This is a genomic window from Gordonia sp. NPDC003376 (assembly GCF_053589235.1).
Window position 1 is genome coordinate 79,956 of record NZ_JBSFRM010000009.1, and the last position, 24,009, is coordinate 103,964.

The 24,009-nt window shown below is 67.9% G+C and carries 22 protein-coding genes, 1 tRNA gene and 1 pseudogene; 13 read left to right on the forward strand and 11 right to left on the reverse strand.

From position 1 onward, the window contains the following. Positions 1-119 precede the first annotated feature (119 nt). Genes nuoI through nuoN form a run of 6 tightly spaced genes read left to right on the forward strand, consistent with a single transcriptional unit; the run spans position 120 to position 6,983 of the window. Positions 120-689, forward strand: a complete 570-nt coding sequence (gene nuoI, locus ACWDUA_RS11575; RefSeq protein WP_449751247.1) for an NADH-quinone oxidoreductase subunit NuoI — start codon at positions 120-122, stop codon at positions 687-689. Continuing rightward, positions 686-1,447 (forward strand): NADH-quinone oxidoreductase subunit J, encoded by a 762-nt coding sequence (locus ACWDUA_RS11580; protein ID WP_449751157.1) that lies wholly within the window; start codon positions 686-688, stop codon positions 1,445-1,447. Before nuoI ends, ACWDUA_RS11580 begins: the two co-directional genes overlap by 4 nt. Then, positions 1,444-1,758 (forward strand): NADH-quinone oxidoreductase subunit NuoK, encoded by a 315-nt coding sequence (nuoK, locus tag ACWDUA_RS11585; RefSeq protein WP_449751158.1) that lies wholly within the window; start codon positions 1,444-1,446, stop codon positions 1,756-1,758. Before ACWDUA_RS11580 ends, nuoK begins: the two co-directional genes overlap by 4 nt. 12 nt (positions 1,759-1,770) lie before the next feature. Continuing rightward, complete coding sequence (nuoL, locus tag ACWDUA_RS11590) at positions 1,771-3,687, forward strand: NADH-quinone oxidoreductase subunit L (protein WP_449751159.1); 1,917 nt, start codon at positions 1,771-1,773, stop codon at positions 3,685-3,687. A gap of 3 nt (positions 3,688-3,690) precedes the next feature. Next, positions 3,691-5,271, forward strand: a complete 1,581-nt coding sequence (locus ACWDUA_RS11595; protein ID WP_449751160.1) for an NADH-quinone oxidoreductase subunit M — start codon at positions 3,691-3,693, stop codon at positions 5,269-5,271. Beyond that, on the forward strand, positions 5,268-6,983 hold the full coding sequence (nuoN, locus tag ACWDUA_RS11600; protein WP_449751161.1) for an NADH-quinone oxidoreductase subunit NuoN: 1,716 nt from the start codon (positions 5,268-5,270) through the stop codon (positions 6,981-6,983). The genes ACWDUA_RS11595 and nuoN overlap by 4 nt, the downstream gene beginning before the upstream one ends. A gap of 64 nt (positions 6,984-7,047) precedes the next feature. On the opposite strand, the gene ACWDUA_RS11605 is transcribed toward nuoN, so the two are convergent. Beyond that, on the reverse strand, positions 7,048-7,965 hold the full coding sequence (locus ACWDUA_RS11605; RefSeq protein ID WP_449751162.1) for a DUF4234 domain-containing protein: 918 nt from the start codon (positions 7,963-7,965) through the stop codon (positions 7,048-7,050). A 299-nt stretch (positions 7,966-8,264) separates the two neighbouring features. Here ACWDUA_RS11605 and ACWDUA_RS11610 point away from each other — a divergent pair, with 299 nt between their 5' ends. The 5 genes from ACWDUA_RS11610 to ACWDUA_RS11630 are packed head-to-tail and all read left to right on the forward strand — an operon-like array spanning position 8,265 to position 12,641. After that, the gene (locus ACWDUA_RS11610; RefSeq protein ID WP_449751163.1) at positions 8,265-9,095 is read left to right on the forward strand and encodes a sulfurtransferase; all 831 of its coding nucleotides are present in this window, start codon (positions 8,265-8,267) and stop codon (positions 9,093-9,095) included. After that, a complete protein-coding gene (locus ACWDUA_RS11615; RefSeq protein WP_449751164.1) occupies positions 9,092-10,747 on the forward strand; it encodes a nitrite/sulfite reductase in 1,656 nt (551 codons plus the stop codon). Before ACWDUA_RS11610 ends, ACWDUA_RS11615 begins: the two co-directional genes overlap by 4 nt. A 55-nt stretch (positions 10,748-10,802) precedes the next feature. After that, positions 10,803-11,306: a hypothetical protein gene (locus tag ACWDUA_RS11620; RefSeq protein ID WP_449751165.1), complete on the forward strand. Its 504-nt coding sequence runs from the start codon at positions 10,803-10,805 to the stop codon at positions 11,304-11,306. Between the two features lie 53 nt (positions 11,307-11,359). Next, positions 11,360-12,022 carry a fasciclin domain-containing protein gene (locus tag ACWDUA_RS11625; RefSeq protein ID WP_449751166.1) on the forward strand — a complete coding sequence of 221 codons (663 nt, stop codon included), beginning with the start codon at positions 11,360-11,362 and terminating at the stop codon, positions 12,020-12,022. Positions 12,023-12,059: 37 nt separating this feature from the next. Beyond that, the gene (locus ACWDUA_RS11630; protein ID WP_449751167.1) at positions 12,060-12,641 is read left to right on the forward strand and encodes a lipocalin family protein; all 582 of its coding nucleotides are present in this window, start codon (positions 12,060-12,062) and stop codon (positions 12,639-12,641) included. A 93-nt stretch (positions 12,642-12,734) separates the two neighbouring features. On the opposite strand, the gene ACWDUA_RS11635 is transcribed toward ACWDUA_RS11630, so the two are convergent. The 5 genes from ACWDUA_RS11635 to ACWDUA_RS11655 form a co-directional block, all read right to left on the reverse strand. Then, a complete protein-coding gene (locus ACWDUA_RS11635; protein ID WP_449751248.1) occupies positions 12,735-14,096 on the reverse strand; it encodes a TIGR01777 family oxidoreductase in 1,362 nt (453 codons plus the stop codon). 157 nt (positions 14,097-14,253) lie between these two features. Continuing rightward, positions 14,254-14,341: transfer RNA gene (locus ACWDUA_RS11640), tRNA-Ser, on the reverse strand. A gap of 89 nt (positions 14,342-14,430) precedes the next feature. After that, a complete protein-coding gene (locus ACWDUA_RS11645) occupies positions 14,431-14,697 on the reverse strand; it encodes a hypothetical protein (protein ID WP_449751168.1) in 267 nt (88 codons plus the stop codon). A gap of 96 nt (positions 14,698-14,793) precedes the next feature. Beyond that, positions 14,794-15,228 carry a nucleoside deaminase gene (locus ACWDUA_RS11650; protein WP_449751249.1) on the reverse strand — a complete coding sequence of 145 codons (435 nt, stop codon included), beginning with the start codon at positions 15,226-15,228 and terminating at the stop codon, positions 14,794-14,796. Between the two features lie 38 nt (positions 15,229-15,266). Then, positions 15,267-15,806 carry a tRNA adenosine deaminase-associated protein gene (locus ACWDUA_RS11655; RefSeq protein ID WP_449751169.1) on the reverse strand — a complete coding sequence of 180 codons (540 nt, stop codon included), beginning with the start codon at positions 15,804-15,806 and terminating at the stop codon, positions 15,267-15,269. A gap of 103 nt (positions 15,807-15,909) precedes the next feature. On the opposite strand from ACWDUA_RS11655, the gene ACWDUA_RS11660 reads away from it, so the two are divergent. Then, positions 15,910-16,875, forward strand: coding sequence for a prephenate dehydrogenase (locus ACWDUA_RS11660; protein WP_449751170.1), 966 nt, complete (start codon positions 15,910-15,912; stop codon positions 16,873-16,875). A gap of 49 nt (positions 16,876-16,924) precedes the next feature. On the opposite strand, the gene ACWDUA_RS11665 is transcribed toward ACWDUA_RS11660, so the two are convergent. From ACWDUA_RS11665 to aqpZ, 4 genes are all read right to left on the reverse strand, one after another. After that, positions 16,925-17,530 carry a putative glycolipid-binding domain-containing protein gene (locus ACWDUA_RS11665; protein WP_449751171.1) on the reverse strand — a complete coding sequence of 202 codons (606 nt, stop codon included), beginning with the start codon at positions 17,528-17,530 and terminating at the stop codon, positions 16,925-16,927. Between the two features lie 63 nt (positions 17,531-17,593). Next, the gene (locus ACWDUA_RS11670) at positions 17,594-18,271 is read right to left on the reverse strand and encodes a hypothetical protein (protein ID WP_449751172.1); all 678 of its coding nucleotides are present in this window, start codon (positions 18,269-18,271) and stop codon (positions 17,594-17,596) included. A gap of 391 nt (positions 18,272-18,662) precedes the next feature. Beyond that, a complete protein-coding gene (locus ACWDUA_RS11675; RefSeq protein WP_449751173.1) occupies positions 18,663-20,357 on the reverse strand; it encodes a cation:proton antiporter in 1,695 nt (564 codons plus the stop codon). 153 nt (positions 20,358-20,510) lie between these two features. Continuing rightward, positions 20,511-21,293, reverse strand: coding sequence for an aquaporin Z (aqpZ, locus tag ACWDUA_RS11680; RefSeq protein ID WP_449751174.1), 783 nt, complete (start codon positions 21,291-21,293; stop codon positions 20,511-20,513). 296 nt (positions 21,294-21,589) lie between these two features. Between aqpZ and ACWDUA_RS11685 the strand changes: the two genes are divergently transcribed. Then, complete coding sequence (locus ACWDUA_RS11685; protein WP_449751175.1) at positions 21,590-22,459, forward strand: DUF899 family protein; 870 nt, start codon at positions 21,590-21,592, stop codon at positions 22,457-22,459. Between the two features lie 377 nt (positions 22,460-22,836). Here ACWDUA_RS11685 and ACWDUA_RS11690 read toward each other — a convergent pair. Continuing rightward, positions 22,837-23,952, reverse strand: a pseudogene (locus ACWDUA_RS11690) (DUF222 domain-containing protein); the annotation flags it as partial. Positions 23,953-24,009: the final 57 nt, after the last annotated feature.

Here is a 24,009-nt window from a genome sequence, read left to right on the forward strand (position 1 = left end):
CCACACCGGCCGGCACCGGGACACAACACAGCGGGACACAACACAGCGGGACACCCGACGACGCACCCCGGCAGGACCCGTTCGGCCCGGTCGGCGGCCTGCGCCGCACCTTCGCGGCGATGTTCGGTCCCACCGTCACCGAACAGTATCCGGAACAGAAACGACCCCCGGCACCCCGCTATCACGGTCGGCACCAACTCAATCGGCACCCCGACGGGCTCGAGAAGTGTGTCGGCTGCGAACTGTGTGCGTGGGCGTGCCCGGCGGATGCGATCTTCGTCGAGGGCGCCGACAACACCGACGCCCAGCGCTTCTCCCCCGGCGAACGCTACGGCCGCGTGTATCAGATCAACTACCTTCGGTGCATCGGCTGCGGGCTGTGTATCGAGGCGTGTCCCACCCGGGCGCTCACCATGACCGGCGACTACGAACTCGCCGACGACAACCGCGCCGACCTGATCTACGAAAAGGACCAGCTGCTCGCGCCGCTGCCACCGGACACCGCACCGACCCCGCACGACGTGACCGCGCAGGTCGCCGCGGGCACCGCCCCCAGCGAATCCGACTACTACCGTGGGCGGGTCGGCGCCGACGGCGCCGTTCATGACACCGCCGTCCGTGACACCGCCGTCCGGGACACCGCCGGTCATGACACCGCCGTCCACGGCAGCGGGACGGTCTCGGCATGACCGGGGAGGGCGTCCTGTTCTGGATCGTCGCGGTGATCGCCGTGGCCGGTGCGCTCGGAGTGGTGTTCGCCGCCAAGGCCGTGTACTCGGCACTGTTCCTCGCGACCACGATGATCGTCCTCGCCGTCGCCTATGTGGCCCAGGGCGCCCTGTTCCTGGGGGTGGTGCAGGTGGTGGTCTACACCGGCGCGGTGATGATGCTGTTCCTGTTCGTCCTCATGCTGATCGGCGTCGACTCGTCGGACTCGCTGGTGGAAACCCTTCGTGGACAACGCATCGCTGCGGTGATCATCGGGATCGGGTTCGGTGCCCTGCTGTGCGGCGGGATCGGCACCGCCGCGGTGGCCGCGACCACCTCCCCCACCACCGGGGTACCGACCGCCACCCAGGGCAACATCGAGGCCATCGCCCAACTCATCTTCGTCCGGTATCTGTGGGCATTCGAGCTCACCGGGGCGCTGCTGATCACCGCCACCCTCGGCGCGATGATCCTCGCCCACCGGGAACGATTCGGCCCCAAGCGGTCCCAGCGCGAACTGTCGATCGAGCGGGTGCGCCGCGGCACCGGGATCACGCCGCTCCCCAGCCCCGGGGTGTACGCCCGCCACAACGCCGTCGACGTACCGGCCCTGCTGCCGGACGGACACCCCACCGACCTGTCGGTGTCGGCGATCCTGCGCTCGCGGGAACCCGATGCACCCCCGGCTCCGACCCCGGCACAACCCGTGTCGGGCACGCCGCCGGAGGACCGGCGATGAACCCCGACAACTACCTGTATCTCGCGGCCGCACTCTTCGCGATCGGTGCCGCCGGGGTCCTGCTGCGGCGCAACGCGATCGTGGTGTTCATGTGTGTCGAGCTGATGCTCAACGCGGCCAACCTGGCGTTCGTGTCGTTCGCCCGCAAGCAGAGTTCCGGTGGCACACCGAATCTCGACGGTCAGGTGATCGCCTTCTTCACCATGGTGGTCGCCGCCGCGGAAGTGGTGGTGGGGCTGGCCATCATCATGATGATCTTCCGGTCCCGGCGGAGTGCATCCGTCGACGACGCGGCGCTGCTGAGGCGATAGCGGGAGGGCGGCATGAGTACCGAAATGTCCGGGGACGTCCTGTGGTCGGTGCCGCTGCTGCCGCTCGCCGGCGCGTTGGTGCTGCTGTTGTCCGGGCGCCGCACCGACCGGTGGGGCCATCTGCTCGCCTGTGCGCTGGCGGTGGCGTCGTTCGTCGTCGGACTGGCGCTGTTCATCGGGATGCTCGGGCGACCCGCCGCCGACCGTGCCGTCCACACAGTGGCCTACACGTGGCTCGACATCGCCCCGGCCGGCGGGTCGAGCGGGCTGACGGTGGACATGGGGCTCTATCTCGATCAGCTGTCGATGTGTTTCGTCCTGCTGATCACCGGTGTCGGCAGCCTGATCCACATCTACTCGGTCGGCTACATGGCCCACGATCCCGATCGACGCCGATTCTTCGCCTACCTCAACCTGTTTCTCGGAGCCATGCTGGTGCTGGTCCTCGCCGACACCTACCTCGGGCTCTATCTCGGCTGGGAGGGTGTCGGTCTCGCCTCCTACCTGCTGATCGGGTTCTGGCAGCAGCGGCCCGCGGCCGCGACCGCCGCCAAGAAGGCGTTCGTGGTCAACCGGGTCGGCGACACCGGTCTGGCGATCGCCCTGATGGTCATGTTCGCCACCTACGGTTCGGTCTCTTTCCAGACGGTGTTCGCCGGCGCCGACTCCACCGGCCGCGGAACGCTCACCGCGATCGGGCTGCTGCTCTTGCTCGCCGCCTGCGGCAAGTCCGCCCAGGTGCCGTTGCAGTCGTGGCTCGGCGATGCGATGGAGGGCCCGACCCCGGTGTCGGCGCTCATCCACGCCGCCACCATGGTCACCGCCGGGGTGTATCTCATCGCGCGGTCCAATCCGATCTTCGATCTCGCCCCCGACGCCCGGCTCGCGGTGTGTGTCGTCGGTGCGGTCACCCTGCTGTTCGGGGCCGTGATCGGTTGCGCCAAAGACGACATCAAGAAGGCGCTCGCCGCGTCCACGATGAGCCAGATCGGCTACATGGTGCTGGCGGCGGGACTCGGACCGGCCGGCTATGCGTTCGCGATCATGCATCTGCTCACCCATGGCTTCTTCAAGGCCGGCCTGTTCCTCGGCGCCGGGTCCGTGATGCACGCGATGGACGACGAGACCGACATGCGACGCCTCGGCGGATTGCGGTCGGTCATGCCGATCACGTTCGCCACCTTCGGGATCGGCTATCTCGCCCTGATCGGGGTGCCGCCGTTCGCCGGCTTCTTCTCCAAGGACCTGATCATCGAGGCGGCGTTCGGTTCCGGTGGGGCACGCGGCGTGATCTTCGGCTGTGCCGCACTCCTCGGTGCCGGGATCACCGCCTTCTACATGACCCGGATGATGCTGATGACGTTCTTCGGGGACCGCCGCTGGGCGCCCGATGCCCGCCCGCAGGAGTCGTCGCCGGTGATGACCGGTCCGATGATCCTGATCGCCGTCGGGTCGGCGGCGTCGGGGGCGTTGCTGGTGGCCGGGGACTCGCTGGTGAACTGGCTGGCACCGGTTGTCGGCGAGCAGCATCCCGAGCTGCCGATGCCCACATGGGTGCTCACCGCGATCATCCTCGCGGTGGTGGCGGTGGGCTTCGCCGCCGGATATGTGGTGTACGCGCGCCGCCCGATCCCGGTGACCGCGCCCGACGACGTGAACGCACTGACCCGCGCCGCCCGGCGCGATCTGTACGGCGACGCGTTCAACGAGAAGGTCCTGATGGTGCCGGGCCAGTCCCTCACCCGCTCCCTGGTCCGCGTCGAGGCCGGTGCCGTCGACGGTGCCGGGCAGGGCGTGGGCGCGCTGGTCACCGCCTCGTCGAATCGAATCCGTTTGTGGCAGAGCGGTTATGTGCGCTCGTATGCACTGTCGATACTCGCCGGGGCCACCGTCGTGGTGGCCGCGTTGATGCTGCTGAGGGGGTTGTAGGCGATGAGCTGGTTGACCGTCCTGTGGCTGGTGCCGGCCGTGACCGCGGTGGGAGTGCTCGCCGTGCCGGCCTCGCGTGCCGAGGTGGCGAAGTGGATCGGCCTCGGCGGATCCCTGGTGACCCTCGCCGTCTCGATCGGCCTGGCCGTCGGATTCGATCCGAATGGCGCACGCTACCAGTTCCGCTCGGACGTGGAGTGGATTCCGTCGTTCGGTGCGCGCTATCAGCTGGGTCTCGACGGCATCGGACTGGTCCTCGTGCTGCTGACCACGGTGCTGCTACCGCTGCTGATCGTGGCCGGGTGGCCGGATGCCGACCACGCCGGCTCGCTGGATCACGCCGGTGGGCGGCGGCAGAAGGGGCCGCACGTCTACATCGCGTTGATGCTGTCGGTGGAGGCGATGGTGGTGATGAGCTTCGTCGCCACCGATGTGCTGCTGTTCTACCTCGTGTTCGAGGCGATGCTCATCCCGATGTATTTCCTGATCGGCGGGTTCGGCAACGGCCCGGCGCGCTCGGCGGCCGCGGTGAAGTTCTTGCTGTACAACCTGTTCGGTGGTCTGCTGATGCTCGCGGCGGTGATCGGACTGTACGTGGTGACCGCGAACGCGTCGATCGGCGTCGGCGGGCACGGGACCTTCGGGTTGTCGGCGATCGCCGACGCGGTCGCCGACGGCCGGCTGCAGTCCGATTCGGGTGTGATGATGCTGTTGTTCGGTGGGTTCATGATCGCCTTCGCGATCAAGGCGCCGCTGTGGCCGTTCCACTCATGGCTACCCGATTCGGCGGTGGCCGCCACCCCGGCATCGGCGGTGCTGATGATGGCGGTGGTCGACAAGGTGGGTACCTTCGCCATGCTGCGATTCTGCCTGCTGCTGTTCCCCGAGGCGTCGAAGACCTTTGCGCCGCTGATCATCACCCTTGCGGTGATCGGCATCGTCTACGGCGCCGTCCTCGCCATCGGGCAGACCGATGTGATGCGGCTGATCGCCTACACCTCGATCTCGCACTTCGGGTTCATCATCGTCGGGATCTTCGCGCTCACCCCGCAGAGTCAGGGTGGCGCCACCCTGTACATGGTCAACCACGGCATCTCCACCGCCGCCCTGTTCCTCATCGCGGGATTCCTGGTGTCGCGGCGCGGTAGCCGGCTGATCGCCGACTACGGCGGAGTGCAGAAGGTGGCACCGGTCCTCGCCGGGACCTTCCTGGTGGCCGGGCTGGCGACGCTGTCGCTGCCCGGCCTGGCCCCATTCGTCAGCGAATTCCTGGTCCTGGTCGGCACATTCACGCGGTACCCGGTGGCAGCGGTTGCGGCGACGAGTGCCCTGGTGCTGTCCGCGATCTACGTGCTGTGGCTGTATCAGCGGATGATGGGCGGGCCGGTGCGGCCGGTCGAGGGACCCGGTGCGGCGCGAGCGGCGATGCCGGATCTGCGGCTGCGGGAGCGAGTGGTGGTGGTACCGCTTCTCGCCCTGCTGCTGGTCCTCGGATTCTGTCCGCAACCACTGCTCACCCTGATCGATCCCGTCGTCGATCACACGATCTCGACGGTTCGGCCCGAGCCCGGAGGTGTGCGATGACCCCCGATCCCGTGACCTCCGGCGCGCTGGCGGCGATCACCCCACCCGACGTCGAATACTCGTTGCTCTCACCGATGTTGATCGTCTTCGGTGTCGGGGTGGCGGCAGTGCTGGTGGAGGCCTTCGCATCCAGGACCGGGCGTCGGCGGATTCAGCCGGTGCTGTCGATCGTCGGACTGGTCGCCGCGTTGGTCGCGGTGATCTGGGTGGCGGTGACCCTGACCCGTGACGGCGGCCAGGGTCGTACCGCGATGTCCGGGGCGGTGGTGCTCGATCGTCCCGCCATGTTCCTGCAGGGCCTGCTGCTGGTGATCTCGGTGCTCGCGGTGGCATTCATGGCCGAACGCGGCCTCGAACGTGTGGTGGCACCGTCGAGGCGGTTCAGCAACGGACCCGGTGCGGCCGCGCAGGCCACCCTCGAGGGCGCCGACGCCGACCTGTTCACCCCGTCAGGGGCGAGTGTGCCCAACTCCGACAACGAGTTCGAGGCGACGCGCGCCGGCGGGGTGACCACCGAGGTGTTCCCACTGACGCTGCTCGCCGTCGGCGGGATGATGCTGTTCGTCGCGTGCGGTGACCTGCTGACCATGTTCATCGCGCTCGAGGTGTTCTCGCTGCCCCTGTATCTGCTGTGCGCACTGGCCCGCCGGCGCCGCCTGCTCTCCCAGGAGGCGTCGCTGAAGTACTTTCTACTGGGCGCGTTCTCGTCGGCGTTCTTCCTGTTCGGCGCCGCCTTCGCCTATGGCGCAACGGGATCGCTGAACCTCGCCGAGATCGGTGCCGCGCTCGGCGCCGGGGGAACCGACGTCACCCGGCTCGCCGTGATCGGCCTGGCCATGCTGGCCGTGGGGTTGCTGTTCAAGGTGGGCGCCATGCCGTTTCACGCCTGGGTGCCCGATGTGTATCAGGGTGCTCCGACGCCGGTGACGGCCTTCATGGCCGCGGCGACGAAGATCGCCGCCTTCGGCGCGCTCCTGCGGGTGTTCTGGGTGGCGTTCGGCCCGCTCGTCGACGAGTGGCGTCCGGTGCTGTGGGCGGTGGCGATCCTGACCATGATCGCCGGGGCGGTCATGGCGGTCACCCAGTCCGATGTGAAACGCCTCCTGGCGTACTCGTCGGTGACCCACACCGGGTTCATCCTGCTGGGGGTGATCGCCTTCGATCCCGGCCGCACCGATCAGCCGGGATTGTCGGCGACGCTGTTCTACCTTGCGGCATATGCCTTCTCGACCTTCGGCGCATTCGCGACCACCGCGGTGGTGCGTGAGCCGGTGCACGCGGGAAAGCGGGCCGGGGTGTCGGGACCGCATCTGTCCGGGCGGGAGGCCACCGGACTCGACCAGTGGGCCGGGCTCGGCCGCCGCTATCCGCTGGTCGGCGCGATGTTCTCGATGTATCTACTCGCCTTCGCCGGGATCCCGTTGACCAGTGGGTTCATCGCCAAGTTCGACGTCTTCGCCGCGGTCGCCGGCGATGGGGGTGCGGCCCTCGTGGTGATCGGCGTGATCGGCAGTGCGATCGCCGCCTACTTCTACATCCGGATCATCGTCACGATGTTCTTCGACGACGTCCCACTCGACGCCCCGCATGTGGTGCGGCCGAGCCCGCTGACCACCGTGCCGATCGCGGTGTGCACCGCGGTGACGATCGTCCTCGGGTTCTACCCGCAGCCACTGCTGAATCTGGTCGACAACGCGGCCTCGTTCCTCTGAGCGATGGTGCTGCTCAGGCGAACAGGGTCATCAGACGAACAGGGTCATCAGACGAACAGGGTCATCAGACGAACAGCGGCACCTGGGTTCCGGGTTCCACACCGTAGCGGTCGACCACCTTGTTCAGCTCGGTCTGCATGTACCAGGTGTGCAGACCGAAGACGAACATCAGCAGCCAGCACAGCAGCGGATTACAGGTCTCGGGAAGACCGGCCGAACGCTGGGCGTCACGAATCCGCTTGCCCGCGTTGTTGAAGCTGATGATCGGCGCGATGATCGTCCAGCCCAGGAAGATGATCACCAGGAGCGGTCCGGCGACCGGGATCTCCTTACGCGGATCGAACTGCGCCATCTCCTTGTGGATCTTGTAGTACCAGACCAGCCCGTAGATGCCGAAGGTGATCAGCGGCAGGCCGATCCACACACCCAGCGGGTTGCGATGCTTCATCGACAGACCGTCTGCCACCGGACGACCGGAAGCGGGCACGGGCTGCTGCGGTGCGAGTTGCGCCGGCAGACCGTCCGACGCCGGCGGGACGTGCTGTGCCGGCACGTTCTGGGCCGGCACGTTCTGGGCCGGGACGTTCTGGGCCGGGACGTTCGGCGGGGGTCCCGGCTGGAACTGCGGGGGCGGCGGTCCCTGGTGGAACTGCGGCGGCGGTCCGGGCTGATGGTTCGGGGGCGGCTGGTTCGAGGCCTGATACCGGGGCGCCTGGGGCTGGGGTGGTTGGCCCTGGGGCTGCTGGTGCCGAGGCGCACCCGACGGCGTCCCGGACTGGTAGACCGCCGTCGGTGCCGCACTCGGCGGAGGTGATGTCGGGCGTGCCACGAACTGCGTCCGGGCCTCCGACGCGGCATCCGGTGCCGCTGCGGGTTGCGGGGGGATCGGCGTCGGGGGCGTGAACTTCTGGTTCAGGCGGGTGGCCGCTTCCGATGGGCCGGCCGGTCGCTGCTCGTCTTCCGGGTTCTGCGGAGTGCTCACGCGTCGTATCATCCCCCACCAGCGGGGCCGGGACCAGCGATATCGTGCGAACGATGGACCCCGAATCGGGCATTCTGCCCTATCTCCTGTCTCGCCGATCCCCGAACGCGATCATGACGCCCTCCACGCGTCGCATGGCACGGCGGAGCTGATCCGCAGGTCACGGCGACGGCTGTCGATCGGGCCGACGTCCGAATCTTTTCGCTCAGCGTGAGCGGAAGTCGCGCCTCTCGTTGACCCCGCCAAGAACTGTCGCCTACAACTAGTTAGTGCACGATCAAATAGCGCATGGAGGAATGATGAGTCGAGAAAACGTTCTGGTCGACGCCGACTGGGCGGAGAGCCGTCTGGGTTCGGCAGGGGTGGCCTTCGTCGAGGTCGACGAGCACACCGACGCCTACGCCACCGATCACCTGCCCGGTGCCGTGGCACTGGACTGGCGCGACGATCTGCGTGCACCGGTCGGACGAGACTTCATCGATCGTGCGGGTTTCGAGGAGTTGCTGTCGCGCAAGGGCATCGACAACGACGACACCGTCATCCTCTACGGTGGCGACAACAACTGGTTCGCGGCCTACGCCTATTGGTACTTCAAGATCTACGGACACCAGGACGTCCGCCTCCTCGACGGCGGCCGCAAGAAGTGGGAACTCGACGGCCGCCCGCTGAGCACCATCGAGGTGGCGTATCCGCGGACCGAGTACCGCGCCTCCGAACGTGACCACACGTTGCGCGCATTCCGCGACGAGGTACAGGCGGCGATCGGCACCAAGACCATCGTCGACGTGCGCTCACCCGCCGAGTTCACCGGCCAGATCCTCGCCCCGGCCTCGTTCCCGCAGGAACAGCCGCAGGTGCCGGGCCACGTCCCCACCGCCAAGAACATCCCGTGGGCGAAGACGGTCGCCGAGGACGGCACCTTCCTCCCCGACGAGCAGCTGACGGCGCTGTACCAGGATGCCGGCGTGGCGCTCGACGACAGCCCCACCATCGTCTACTGCCGCATCGGTGAACGTAGCGCGCACAGCTGGTTCGTGTTGCACGAGATCCTCGGTCAGTCCGACGTCAAGAACTACGACGGCTCCTGGGTCGAGTACGGCTCGCTCGTGGGCGTCCCCGTCGAACTGTGACCAGGACACGCCGCGACGAAGGTCAGTGGGCGGTCGGCGGACAGGTGCCCCTCAACGACGCCGAGCAGATCAAGGCCGACGATGACGGATTGAACGTCCGTGCCCGGATCGAGGAGATCTACTCCGAGCGGGGGTGGGCGAGCATCGAGAAGACCGACCTCCGCAACCGCTTCCGATGGTGGGGTCTCTACACACAGCGCAGACCCGGCATCGACGGCGGCAAGACCGCGACCCTGGACATCGCCGACCTCGAAGACGAGTACTTCATGCTGCGCGTGCGGGTCGACGGCGGCCGTCTGTCCACCGAACAGCTACGGACCATCGCCGACGTCTCGGGCGAGTTCGCGCGCGACACCGCAGACATCAGTGACCGCCAGAACATCCAACTCCACTGGATACGGGTCGAGGACCTACCGGAGATCTGGCGCCGGCTGGAGGGTGTCGGGTTGACGACCGGCGAATCCGCCGGTGACACACCACGAGTCATCCTCGGGTCACCGCTTGCCGGAATCGCCGCCGACGAGGTCCTCGACGGGACACCGGCATTGACCGCACTGCGAGATCTCCTGCTCGCGAATCCCGAGTACTCCAACCTGCCGCGCAAGTTCAAGACCGCGGTGTCGGGACTCCAGGACGTCGCACACGAGATCCAGGACGTCGCCTTCATCGGCGTCGACCACCCCGAGCACGGCCCGGGCTTCGACGTCTGGGTGGGTGGTGGACTGTCGACCAACCCGATGCTCGCCGTCCGGCTCGGCGCCTGGGTGCCGAGCGAGGACGTACCGGAGGTGTGGGCCGGGATCGTGTCGGTGTTCCGTGACTACGGATATCGTCGGGTCCGGACCCGTGCCAGACTGAAGTTCCTCGTCGCCGACTGGGGTGCGCAGCGGTTCCGCGACGTACTCGAAACGGAGTACCTCGGCCGCACACTCGCCGACGGTCCGGGTCCGACCCGACTGGCGCGACCCCGCGACCATGTCGGGGTACAGCCACAGAAGAACGGGCTCAACGCCATCGGGGCCGCACCCACCGCCGGCCGGTCGAGCGGTACACAGCTGCGGGCCGTCGCCGATGCCGCCGAGACCGCCGGCTCCCACCGGGTGCGACTGACCCCGATGCAGAAGCTCGTCGTGCTCGACGTCGACGACGATCACGTCGCACAGCTCACCGGCGAGCTCGACCGGATCGGCCTGGCCGTCGAGCCGTCACCGTGGCGTCGCTCGACCATGGCGTGCACCGGGATCGAGTACTGTAAGTACGGCCTCGTCGAGACCAAACACCGCGCAGCACAACTGATCACCGAACTCGAGCAGTCACTGGCCGGCATCGCCGGTGAGCTCGGAACCCCGATCAGCATCCACCTCAACGGCTGCCCGAACTCGTGCGCCCGCATCCAGGTCGCCGACATCGGGTTGAAGGGGATGCGTGTCGCCGCACCGAACGGCGAGATCGTCGACGGCTTCCAGGTACATCTCGGCGGAAGCCTGGGCTTCGACGCGGGGATGGGACGCAAACTGCGGGGACACAAGGTGCTCTCGTCGGATCTGCACGACTACGTGACCCGCGTGGTCACCCACTACCTCCGAGAACGACTGCCGGACGAGACCTTCGCCACGTGGGTCGGCCGCGCCGACGAACAGAAGCTCCGCTGATCACAACGACTCCCGCACAGCCGCTTTCGCCCTACGGCGAGAGCGGCTGTGCACTGTGCGTTCCGCCACGAGCCGACTCGTGCCGGGCGGTGACAAGCCACTGCTGATCCCCATCGCCCAGGTGCGGGGCCGAGCGTCATCGGGCCGCCTCGGCCATCGCGGTCCACCCCTGCATCCACTGAGCAGAAGCCCGGCGCTGCTGCATCTCGTCGAGTTCGGCGCCCACCGCTCGCCGCACCCTCGTGAGGTCATCGACCGTCGACAACTGTTCATCGGCGCGGATCTGGATGACATCGACGGTGATCCGCCACCGTCGTCCTCGCACCCCATGCCCGGCCGGCTCGGCGTCGGTGGGGTCGAGATCTCGCTGCGCGCGACCCCCGGCGTGGCGAACCCCGGCTCTCGGCGGCACACCCCGATCGGAGCACCTTCAGAGCTCTCGGTCACCGAGCTCGCCGCGTCGTCGGCCACCATGCTCGCCACATCATCGGCCACCGCCCGAAAGAAATTCTCCTATCCGACCCATCCGGATCGTCGAGGGCAGCGAATGGCCCTGTGACCCACCACCGTGCCAGGGCCCGCCGGGCCCTCCACACAGAAAGTTGATCAACGATGGCGAACAGGACACGAAAGAGCTTGGCACTGAGCGTTATCGCCGCAGGAGCGGTGATCGGTCTGGCCGCATGCTCCTCGGAGGACACGACCACATCCGCCGAGTCGACCTCGACGGCGTCCGAAATGACGTCGACCTCCTCCATGGCGACGAGCACCATCCCATCGGCGACCGAGCTCGTCGGACCGGGATGCGCCGCGTACGCACAGCAGGTCCCCACCGGCCCCGGCTCGGTGGCGGAGCTGCGTGATCAGCCGGTGGCCACCGCCGCAGGCAACGTCCCGGTGCTGACGTCCCTGAGCGCGGCACTGTCCGGACAGCTCAATCCGAACGTCAACCTGGTGTCGACGCTCAACGGCGGCCAGTTCACCGTCCTGGCACCGGTCGACGAGGCCTTCGCCAAGGTCGACGCCGCCACGATGGAGAAGCTCAAGACCGACTCCGACCTGCTCACCTCGGTCCTGACCTACCACGTGATCCCGGGTCAGATCGCACCCGCCGACATCGCCGGCGATCAGACCACCGTCGAGGGTGCGAAGGTCACCGTCACCGGGTCCGGAGACAATCTGAAGTTCAACGATGCCGGCCTGGTCTGCGGCGGTATCAAGACCCAGAACGCGACCGTGTACCTGATCGACGGCGTGCTGCTGCCCCCGCAGTGATCACCGCATACACGAGGCATCGAGAAACGGAGATCCGATGAGGAGATTTGTTCTGGGGCTGTTCACCGCAGTCCTCGCCGCGGCCGGTTTCGCGGTGTCCGCCGCTCCCGCTCACGCGGGACCGCTGACACCGGTACCGCAACTCGACGTCGAACGCTACGTCGGGACGTGGTATCAGCTCGCCGCCAATCCGGCGCCCTACAACCTGGATTGTGTGCGCGACACCACCGCGAAGTACACCCTCCTCGGTGAACGGGATGTGCGCGTAGAGAATTCGTGTACGACGATCACCGGCCAACGGCGGGGGATCGTCGGCAACGCACGCGTCAACGGCGTTGCGTCACTGCACGTCTCCTTCCCCGGAGTGCCCACTCAGGAGTCGCTCGACGGACCCAGCAACTACCTGGTGACCTACCTCGCCGATGATTACTCCTGGGCACTCGTCGGCGATCCCAGCCGCGTGTCCGGCTTCGTCCTGTCCCGGTCTCCGGCGGTCGACAAGGCGGCCTGGCAGAAGATCCGTCGAGTCGTCGAGGCCTCGGGGTACAACTCGTGCCTGATGCTGACGTCGCCGACCACGCAGGGTCTGCAGGAGATCAAGCCACTGTGCACCGTGTGAGCGGGCCGAGGGCCTGACCCGTCGAGGTGGCCGGTGACCCGGTGAGGTCACCGGCCACTCGTGCGTTCGGCTCCGACGACCGCGGCCGCGCAGTCACCCCGACCCACGAATGTGGCCGAGTTGGTGACGCAGGCTGTCCTCGAGATCGGGGCGTCGGAAGGCGTGACCCCGCTCGAGCAGTAGACGCGGTTGCACCCGCTGGTCGGCAAAGGCCAACTCCCGCGCACCCTGTCGGCCCAGGAGCAACTCCGGGACCGGCGACGGCACCGGCAACAACGCCGGTCGGTTGAGCACACGCGCCAGGGTCCGGGTGTACTCGTCGTTCCAAACCGGTTCGGGTGACACCGCGTTCACCGGTCCGGCGAGCTCCGGATCGAGAATCGCCCGGTGATAGACGTCGACCAGATCCTCGATGTCGATCCAGGACGTCCACTGCCGGCCGTCGCCGAGCCGGCCGCCGATACCCGCGGTGAACAACGGGCGCAGCAATGCAACCGTGCCGCCCCGCCCGGACTGCACGATGCCGGTCCGTACCTGCACGACGCGTAGCCCCCCCGCCTGCGCCGGTGACGTCGCCGCCTCCCAACCGGCGACCACGTCTGCGAGGAATCCCGAACCGCGAGAACTGCTTTCGTCGAGAAGCTCGTCGCAACGGTCGTAGCCGTACAGCCCGATCGCCGACGCCGACACGAACACACCCGGTCCACCGCTGACCGCGGCGCGCTCGGCCAGCAACCGGGTGGGTGTGATCCGGCTGTCACGGATCGCGGTGCGGTGGCCGCCGGTGAAGCGACCGGCGATCGACGCGCCGGCCAGATGGACGACGGCGTCGACCCCCTGCAGGAGATGGTCGGCCGGATCCATCGGGTCCCAGTACCGTTCGTCCGGCCCCGACGTGGGTCGCCGCACCAGTCGGACGACCCGATGCCCACCGGTGGTCAGAAACGCGGTGAGCGCACTGCCGACGAGCCCGGATGCGCCGGTGACGGCGACGGTCACCGGGGTCGCGGCCCAGCTCCGTGCCCGATGATGGGAATCGACGTCGTCGGCGAGTTGCCGGTGCCGGTATCGGAACGTCTGCCGGAGAAACCTCCCCGGGATCGGGGTGTCCACCCGGTCGACGACCCGCGTCCGCCCCGGATCGACCGCCTCGAACACATGGTCATGTCGCCATCGGCCGACCAGACCGACCGGGAGGGAGGCCAGACCATCACGGCCGAGCTCGTCGACGAACCGCCACGGAGGGTCGTAGGCCGCGGGTTGGTGGTCGGCGGGCCAACGCAGGCCCCCGGGCAGCCCGAGGACCGCGCGGCCGTCGGCCAACGACGACGCCTCCTCGATCACCTGCATCGGCTGCCACGGTGGCACCAGCCGCCGGATCGCGCCCGGTCTGCCGTGCCAGGCGAACACCTCGTCAGGTGGCGCGTCGACGACGCTCGAATACTCGATACCCATCTCGGTCCCCTCCCCGCGGGCTGCCGTCCCACCGGCACGGGCGGCGGATCCGTGGCTGCCCTGCATCTGTGGCCCCGCGTCGATCGCCGCCGGACCGCAGGCCGCGGGAACAAAAAAAATGGCCCCGTACTCATCGAGAGTACGGGGCCATTTCCGGCGGTGGCGGAGGGATTTGAACCCTCGGTACGGGGTTACCGCACACAGCATTTCGAGTGCTGCACCTTCGGCCGCTCGGACACGCCACCGCGGAAAACTGTACCGCAGCACCTGCCTGAGCATTAAATCCGCTGGTCAGCGGGGTGAATTGCAGGTATCGGTCCTCGGCGGGCCGAAGTCAGTCGCCGAGCTTGCCCTTCAGCTCGTCGAACTTGCCCTTGGCCGCGCCCAGCGCGTCGTGCACCTTGGGGTTCGCGGCGATCTCGTCGATCTTCTCCTTGGCGGTCCCGATGGCCTCGTGGACCTTCTCGTTGTCGGCAAGCTCGGAGAGCTTGCCCTTGGCCGAGTCGATCGCCTCGGTGACCTTGGGGTTGGTGGCGAGTTCGGTGATCTTGTCTCGTGCGGTCCCGATGACCTCGTTGACCTTGTCCGTCGCATCGGACATGGCGTCCTCCTGTGGTCTGGATGATGTGCCGGAGCCCCGGCCCTGTCACCAGCCTCCCACCGACGACGGACCCGCGCACCACTCCGACGACAACCGCTATCGACGGTCGGTGAAGAAGTCCACCATCAGGGCGCGGCACGGCCCTTCGAGAACGCCGCCGCGCACCTGCGGCCGGTGCGGGTGTCGCGGATCGCGCACCACGTCGTACAACGACCCGACGGCACCGGTCTTGGGTTCCCAGGCACCGAACAGCAGCAGGTCGATGCGGGCCAGCGAGATCGCACCCGCGCACATCGTGCACGGTTCGACGGTCACCGCGAGGGTGCAACCGGGCAGCCGCCAGCCGTCACCGAAGGCGCGGGCCGCGGCCCGCAGCGCGAGGATCTCGGCATGGGCGGTCGGGTCGCCGTCGGCCTCACGCCGATTGGCCGCCCGCGCAAGTTCCACCCCCTCGGGATCGAAGACCACCGCCCCGATCGGGACGTCGTCCCCACCGGACAGCGCGGCGGCCTCGAGCGCGGAGGTCATCATGGTCTCCCACACGACCTGCCGGCTCGCGCCGCCGGGCATCAGTGCCCGAGGGTGTCGAGGACCACACCGAGCTCGTCGGCGAACCCCAGTCGTGCGGCGATCATGCCGATCTGCTCGTCGGCGTACAGGTCGGTGTCACCGACGATGACGCCCATCACCGCCTCGGGCAACCCGAGATCCGACAGGATGCCCAGATCACCCTCCTCCCAGGGATCGACGTCGTCGAGCTCGTCGGGGTCGATGTCGGGGACGTCGATGTTGAGGGCCTCGAGGACGTCGGCGGCGACGTCGTAGTCGATGCCGGCAGTGGCGTCGGAGATCAGCATCCGGGCGCCGCCGGGAGCCGGCCGGATCACGATGAAGAACTCGTCGTCGACGTCGAGCAACCCGAACACCGCGCCCGCCGCGCGCAATTCGAGCAACTGCCGCTCGGCTGCGGCGAGGTCGGAGAGGGCCGGCGGCTTGAGTGCCGCCACCTTCCACTTCGCGTCCTCGCGAACCACCGCGACCGCGAAACCCTCGACGCCGTCGACGACGTCCTTGCTGTTGGAACCCGAGACCGCGCCGGCACCTGCCATGCGGTCACGGTAGCCGGAATCGGGGGTCCTCCCCAAGTCCCGGATGGTCACATCCGCCGAACTGCCATGCCCGGGCCACAGCGCGTGTGGAAATCTGGAAGGCGTGACTGTGCTCCCCAACCGGCCGGTGTGCATCCTCGGACTCGGACTCATCGGCGGATCGATGATGCGCGCACTGCGCGAATCCGGCCGAGAAGTGTTCGGCCACAACCGTTCTACAACTACCGTCGAGGCCGCGACCGCGTCCGGACACGATGCATCCACCGACCTGGTCGCCACCCTGCGCCGCGCCGCGGGCTCCGACGCGGTGATCGTGCTGGCCACCCCGGTCACCACGATCGACCCGATCCTCGCGGCGATCGCCGAGTACGCACCGGGATGCCTGGTGACCGACGTGATCAGCGTCAAGCGTCCGGTCGCCGAGATCGTCCACCGCGTGCACCCGCATGCCCGTTACGTCGGCGGACACCCCATGGCCGGCACGAGCCACTCCGGGTGGACCGCCACCGACCCGGCGTTGTTCACCGGCGCGATGTGGATGGTCACCACCGAGGACACCACCGACTCCGACGACTGGGAGACCGTCGCCGACATCGCCCTGCTGCTGGGAGCCGCGGTGGTGCCGGCGGCCGCCGACGCCCATGACCGGGCGGTCGCGGCCATCTCGCACCTGCCTCACCTGACCGCGGCGGCCACCGCGACGGTCGGGGCCGGCGAGAGCGACCTGGCGCTGCGGCTGGCGGCCGGCAGCTTCCGCGACGGCACCCGCGTGGCCGGTACCGCACCGGCATTGCAGCGGGCGATGATCGAGGCCAACGGGGTCGCGGTGCTCAACGTGCTCAGTGAGACCATCGACCGGCTGATCGCCGCCCGCGACGAGCTGCGCGATCATGGGACCACCAGCATCCTCGTCGACGACGGATACCGCGCCCGCCTGGCATACGAGTCGATGGCGCAGTCACCGCGTGAGCTGATCGCCGACGTCGAGATCGGGGCGCCGGGATGGCAGGCCGAGATGCGCCGACAGGCACACCGCGGCCGGGTGTGGCTGGGCCGGGGCGACCGGTGACCCGGCCCCGGCCGCCGGTCGCGACCGGCCCGAGGGTCGGTCGATACCGCTAGACGCGGGTGGCCAGCCCCGGGTAGTCGACGACGAACCCGTTCTCGTCGACGGTCAGCGCCGAGTTCGCGACCGGGGAGTCCACCGTGACCGAGTCGGGGCCTGCGGTGTAGGTCAGCGTCGCCGGTTCGATCCGCGACGACGGCAGGTACACGTACAACACCGGGACCTCGACCGACCCGGTACCGCCGGCAAGGTGGTGGCGGCGGATCGGCAGCGCGTTGAACATCGGCGAGAGCGCCACGTCGACGTCCTCGGCACCCTCGAAGTCACTGCGGATCATCTCGCCGCCCGCCCGGACGAGCCACTTGTTCTCCTCGTCGCGGGTGATCCCGATCTGGCTCTCACCGTCGGCGCGGACCAGGTGGATCGACAGACGCTTGGTGACACCGGCGTCGTTGGTGACGAGCTCATACGAGCAGGAGAACGCTTCTTGATCGTCGTGGGCTGCGGCGATGATGCGTCCGTAGGCCTTGACGCGGGCGCCGTTGACGTTGAGCCGGACCTGCTCGAGGCGGTTGACGCCGTCGTCCCCGCGCCAGGTGAGCAGGGTCTTGAGGTCGCCGGAGGTGGACGTCTGGCCGGCTGTCTGCGGAGAACTCACATGAACACGGTAGCGACCCGGAGCCGCGACCACACCATGAGCACCGCAAATCGACCTCGACACTCAGGCGATACAGCTCGCGGTTCGCCGCGTCGAGCCGGCGTCGACGGTGTCGGTGACCACCTGCTCCTGCCCGACGTTTATCGAGCATCGCGCCGACGATCCCTGTCCGACGACCACCACCAACCGCAGCGGATTGGTGTCGGCGGTGAAGGTCAGTGTCCAGGTGGGCGGCGGGGTGAACTCGGTGTGGACCCCGGTGTCGTCGACGTAGAGGATCGTGCCGGAACCCTCGATCGTCACCGTGTAGGTGATCGACTCGCCGACCGGACCGGCTCCCCCGCCGGGAACGGTCGGGCGGGTGGTCCGCGGCCGGCTGGGCGTGGGTGTACGGCCGGGCGTGAGGGTCGGCAGGGTGTACTCGTCGGTGATCGTGGCCGGCGGCAGCGTGATCTCCTCCGGCCGGTCGCGCAGGGTGTTCACCGCGACCAACAGCAGGCCCACGACCAGGGCACCGACCAGGACGAACACCCCGACGGTGGTCCCGACGCCCGGTTCGAGGCCGAAGCGCCGGCGCGGCGGGGTCGGCGGCGGGCCGTCACCATCCGGGGGCCCACCCGGAGACCCGGCCGCCGACCCGGACAGGGTTGTCGGGAAAGCGGTCACCGCCCCGGCGGACGGGCCCGGCAGGGACAGACCCGGCGTGGAAAGGCCCGGCGCGGAAGGGCCCGGGGTGGGCATGCCGGGTAGTGGGGTCGACCGGGGCGTCGGACCGGGGGTGGTCGCGCCGAGGTCGGCCGGGGTGAAGCGGGGCGCGCCGGCCGGGGAGTATCCGAGCGGCGGGTAGCCGCCGGGCAGCAGCGGGACGCGATAGTCGTCGCGCGGACCGCTCGTACTGCCGGGCCCACCAGCCGGGGGCCCACCTGTTGCGGTGCCATCAGCTGGGGACCCACCCAGTGCGGGCGCACCTACTGGGGGCCCACCCCTTGCAGGTCCATCAGCCGCTGGTCCATCACCGCATGGCCGCCCGTCGGGCCCTGCCATCGTGCCCTCCATCGAATCCGGTCCCGGACATCGCGTCGTGCCCGGTCGTCTTCTCTACGACCTTACGGGCCGACACCGGGTACGCCCGCTACAGGCGGCTCTCCAGGCGCGCCGACAGTCCGGCCTCCTGCAGGTCGAGACGCTCGAGCATCGCACGCACCGCCTCGTCCTCCACGGCCCCGGCGTCGCGCTGGTCGACCAGGGCGTCCCGCTGCGCCGCCAGCACATCCCGATAGAGCGACGCGAAGGCGTCGTTGCGGGCGGTGTGCGCCTCGGGGTCGGGCATCTCCTCGGCGTCACGGGACTGCCGGACGACGGTCTCCTTGATGTAGGCGACGGTGGTCTCGTCGAGGCCGGCGGGCGGGTTGTGCACGAAGTCGTCGATCACCGCGTCGGTGGCGCAGTGCACGATCTCCTCGGCCTTGGCGGTCTGCTCGAAGTCGTAGCGCTCCTCGTCCTCGTTGCGCAGGTGCAGCCGGGCGATCAGCCACGGCAGGGTGGGTCCCTGGATGAGGATGGTGCCCACCGCGACGACGAACGCGATGGCCTGGATCGCCGAACGCTCCGGGAACGGTGACCCGTCGGCGATCGTGAGCGGGATACCGGAGGCCGCCGCCAGGGTGACCACGCCACGCATCCCGGTCCACGCCACCACCGTCGACTCCTGCCAGGTGAGCGGACGGTTGTCGATGCGTTTGCGCCACTTCTCCCGCAGCGCAGACGGTTTCGCGTCGCGGCGACCGGCGGCGGGCCGACGTGGATTGGACGGCACCTCGACGTCGACGGCGCTGTCGAGGCGCCTGCTGACCACGCCACGCCCGAACATCACGAAGATGCACAGCGGTCGCACCACCAACACCACGAAGAGCACCAACAGCGAAGCTACGATGATGTGCCACAACGATTCTCGCGCCTCGCGGAGATCCTCGACGATGAATCTCAGTTGCAGACCGATATACGCGAAGACGAACGCCTCGAGCAAGACGTCCACCGAATGCCAGACGTAGCGTTCCTGGAGTCGGGTCTGATATCCGGCGTGTACCGACCCCGATCCGACGACGAAGCCGGCCACGACCACCGCGAGCACCCCAGATGCATGGATGTGTTCGGCGGCGAGGAAGGCGGCGAACGGTACCACGAAGCCCTGCACGGTCTCGAGGGCCGGGTTCTGCAGATGACGGCGAATCCACAGGGTGAGAAAGCCGACGACGAGCCCGACGATCGGGCCGAGTACGGCGTTGTAGCCGAACAGCAGCAACGGGTTCTCGATGAAGGCATGGGTGCTGGCGATCTGGGAGATGGCGATCGCGAACAGCGACAGGGCCGCGGCGTCGTTGACCAGGCTCTCACCGGTCAGAATGGCCATCAGCCGCTTGGGCAGACCGAGTTTGCGGCCGATCGCGACGGCGGTGACCGCGTCGGGCGGGGCGACGATGGCGCCGAGCAGCAAGGCGAGTGCGAAGGTGAACTCCGGCAGTACCAGCGACGTGATCCAGCCGACGGCGAAGGCGGTGATCACCACCATCGCGACTCCGAGGCCGAGGATCGGCTTGATGTTGCGGATGAAGTTGGGCACCGAGAAGCCGAGGGCCGCCGAATAGAGCAGCGGCGGCAGCACGACGGTGAGCAGGACCTCCGATTCGAGTTCGACGTGCGGCATACCCGGGATGAACGAGACCGCCAGAGCGACGACGACGATGATCAGCGCGGGCTGCATGCCACGCCGATCGGCGATCGCGGTGACGATCACGGCGCCGACGAGGACGAGGATCAGCAATTCCATGAGGACAGATTCTGTCAGCCGGTGTCCGATTTCGTCGGACTCGAACCGACCGACCGAACGATCTCCGACGGCGCGAACCGCCCGGGGACGTCCGTGGGGCAGACATCCGGGTCCGGGCGGTTCGCCTGGTGAGGGGCAATTCCTGCCCCGGTGTCAGGTAGTCGGGGAAGCCGTCACCTCCTCCGGTGTCGCACCGAACCTGAACGTGCCGTCTTCGAAGAGCAGTGGGTAGATCAGGCCACCGATGAGTCCGCCGATCAGTGGTGCCACCCAGAAGACCCACAGCTGCCCGGGTGCGCCGTCACCGTTGAAGAACGCCACCGCGGTGGAGCGCGCGGGGTTGACCGAGGTGTTGGAGATCGGGATGGAGATGAGATGGATCAACGTCAGGGTGAGACCGATGGCCAGTGGACCGAAACCACCCGGTGCGCGGCCATCGGTGGCTCCGAGCACCACGATCAGGAAGAACGCGGTGAGCAGGATCTCGGCGATGATCACCGCGGCGAGGGTGTAATGGCCGGGGCTGTGCTCCCCGTAGCCGTTCGCGGCCATGTTGCCGGTGGCGTTCCAGCCGGGTTTGCCCGAGGCGATACCCCAGAGGGCCAGGCCGGCGAGCAGCCCACCGGCGACCTGCGCGATCCAGTAGCCGGGCAGGTCTTTCCACGAGAACCGGCCGCTGATGGCGGCGCCCAGCGTGATGGCCGGGTTGAAGTGGGCACCGGAGATGTGTGCCAGGGCATAGGCCATGGTGACGACGGTCAGGCCGAAGGCCAGCGCGACGCCGAGGAAACCGACACCCAACTGGATCAGTGTGCCCTTGTCGTCGCCCTGGGCCACCTGCTTCGCCGCGTAGATCGCGGTGCCACAGCCACCGAAGACCAGCCAGAACGTGCCGAACAGTTCGGCGAGGTATTTGTTGATCGGTTCAGGGATCATTTCGCGGGAAACCCTCCTCGGAACGGGTGCGTGAGGCAGCATGATGCATGTCACATGAGAAACATCTGAAACTTGCGTAACGCGAGTCAAGCATCCGCCACAGCACATTGCCTAGGCGGAACCGGGCCCGGTGACCACTCTGAGACCAGACCGTGCCAACCCGTTGGCGCCCACGTCACCGAATCGTCACCGAACCGGTCGGATTCCCACCGATGAGTTCGGCCTGGCCAGCCGGTCTGTCCCGACAGCCGGGTGCAGCACGTCCCGGCACCCGCCGACCACCCCGGGAGGACACCATGACCTTCATCTCGACCCCGAACGCCGACGACCTGCCCGGCCGGCCACCGATCGTCGACCACAGCACCTGGCAGCGCGCCGTCGACGACCTCCTCGTCCGGGAGAAGGCGCACACCCGCGCAGGTGACCGGCTCGCGGCCGAACGTCGACGGCTGCCGATGGTGGAGTTCGACGGCACCGCGGAGGTTGTCGGCGCGTCCGGCCCGGTGCGGTTCATCGACCTGTTCGGCGGACGCGACGAACTCGCCGTCTACAAGCACATGTGGCACGACGGGGCCCCGCACCAGGGCCAGTGCGAAGGCTGCACCGTGACCGCGTGGCACCTGCAGAACGCCGCCCCCTACCTCGCCGCACGCGGGGTCTCCCCGGCGATCTTCACCGTCGGGGCATGGGGCGAGGTGGAGCCCTACACCGGTTTCCTGGACTACCGCATCCCCTGGTTCTCGGTCCGCGGACTCGATGAGCCGATCGGCGGTGACATGGGTTTCTACACCGTCTATCTACGCGACGGCGACCGCACCTTCCTCACCTACCGGACCACCGGCCGTGGCCTGGAACCCCTGGCCGGCGCCTTCGGGGCGCTCGACCGGACACCGTACGGACGCGGCGAGACCTGGGAGGACACCCCCGACGACAGACCCGAGGGGAGCCCGAGGCCTTCCAAGATCTCGACCAGGCGGGTCTCGATCGGTCCGACGGGGGTGATGACTTCCCGGATGGGGAGTCTCATCTGTGTGTCGTCGGGGTTCCGGTCCAGACCGGTGTCGAGGTCGAGGGGTGGGTCGAACACCGTGATCACCAGAGCATCGTCGTCGATCATGACGAATCCGTCGTCGGTGGTGCTGTCGAGAGTGACCTTGGCGGGTTGACCGGTCTCGGTGCTGCTGGTTTCGGTGCCGTGGATTTCGGCGCGTACTTGTGCCAGGTGTGCCACATACGCTTGTCCGACATCGGGGAGCCGGTTGACGTGTTTCTCGTTGTGGGGTTGGCCGGGTTTGGTGTTGCGTTGCCACCAGGTGCGGCCCTCGTCCGGGCCGGACTCGATTTTCCCGGTGGTGTATTGGCCGGGTTGGTCACCGACCATGCGGTGGTGGGTGGGACAGGCCGGTGCCAGCTCGATGATGTCGGTCCGGCCGCCGTCGGCGAAGTCGTTGACTGCGTGATGGATTTCGACGTGTGCTGCTGCCCGGTCGCATCCGGGTGCCGAGCAGTGATGGCCGTCGGGTGCGGAGAACAACATCAATCGTTGATGTTTGGTGGCTATCCGTTTGGCTTGCCCGAAGTACAGGGGGATGGCGGTGTGGTTTTTGAACACTGATAGATACATTTGGGCGTCGGCGGCGAGGTTGATCAGGTCCGGGATGGGGATCAGGGTTCCGGTCGCGGTGATGGCGTAGCCGGCTTCGCGGATCAGGTCGTTGACATCGGTTTTGACGATCAGTTGGATCGGGACACCCATGTTGGTTGTGCCGAGCATTCCGTCGGCGAACACGGCGGTCAGTAGGGCGTTCACTGCATCGTGGTTGCGTTGGGGTTGGGTGCGCATGTCTTTGACGGCGGCGGCCTCCAGGGCGTCGGGGTCGACCATCTCGGCGGTGCGGCTGTCGCCGATGATGCTGTTCGGCTGGTCGGGGTTGTTGACCCCGTATTTGGCCCAGGCGGCGAAGAGTGTTTCGAGTCGGGCTCGCAGGATGGGGTCGACGTAGCCGGTCAGTTTGGACATGCCGTCGGCGCCTTGTTTGCCGAGGGTGATTCCGCGTCGACGGTCGCGGTCTTTCTTCTCGATCAGCTCGCCGTCGGGGTCGATGTGGGCGATGATGCGGGAGCCGCAGGTGCCGAGTGCAGAGGCCCCGAATTCGGTGGCGTGTCCGGCGAGGGTGCGTTCGGCGGCGATTTTTTCGTCGTAGGCGGCGGCGAGGGGGATTTTCTTGAGCCAGGACAGGGCGATGTCGATGTGGGTGGGGCCGGCGTCGCCGGAGGCGAACACTTTCGCGAGTTCGGGGTATTCGGGTTGGGTGGGTTCGCCGGTCAACGATCGTTCGGGTTGGACGCGGTCCATCCGTTCGAGTCGGGCTTTGCAGGTGGAGGCGTGGAGTTCGGTGTCCATGAATGCGAAGATGGTGCGGTAGCCGCGGTCGCGGTGGATGTCTCGGTGGTTGATTTCGGTGATCACTCGATCGCTTTGGAAGGTCAGCCGGTTCAACGATTTTTCGGCGGTTTTCGCGATGGTGATCAGGGTGTCGGCGTCGCTGGCGGTGAGGTCGGCTGCGGCGAGTAGGTCTAAGCCTTCGGTGATCAGGGCGAGTGCCTGTGACACGCACGATTGGGGATCGGTTGTACCCGAATTGGTTTTGTTGGTCATCGACGCTCACCCCCTGTCGCGTGAAGATCCTTTTATGGTACAGGTGTTCGATGGTGT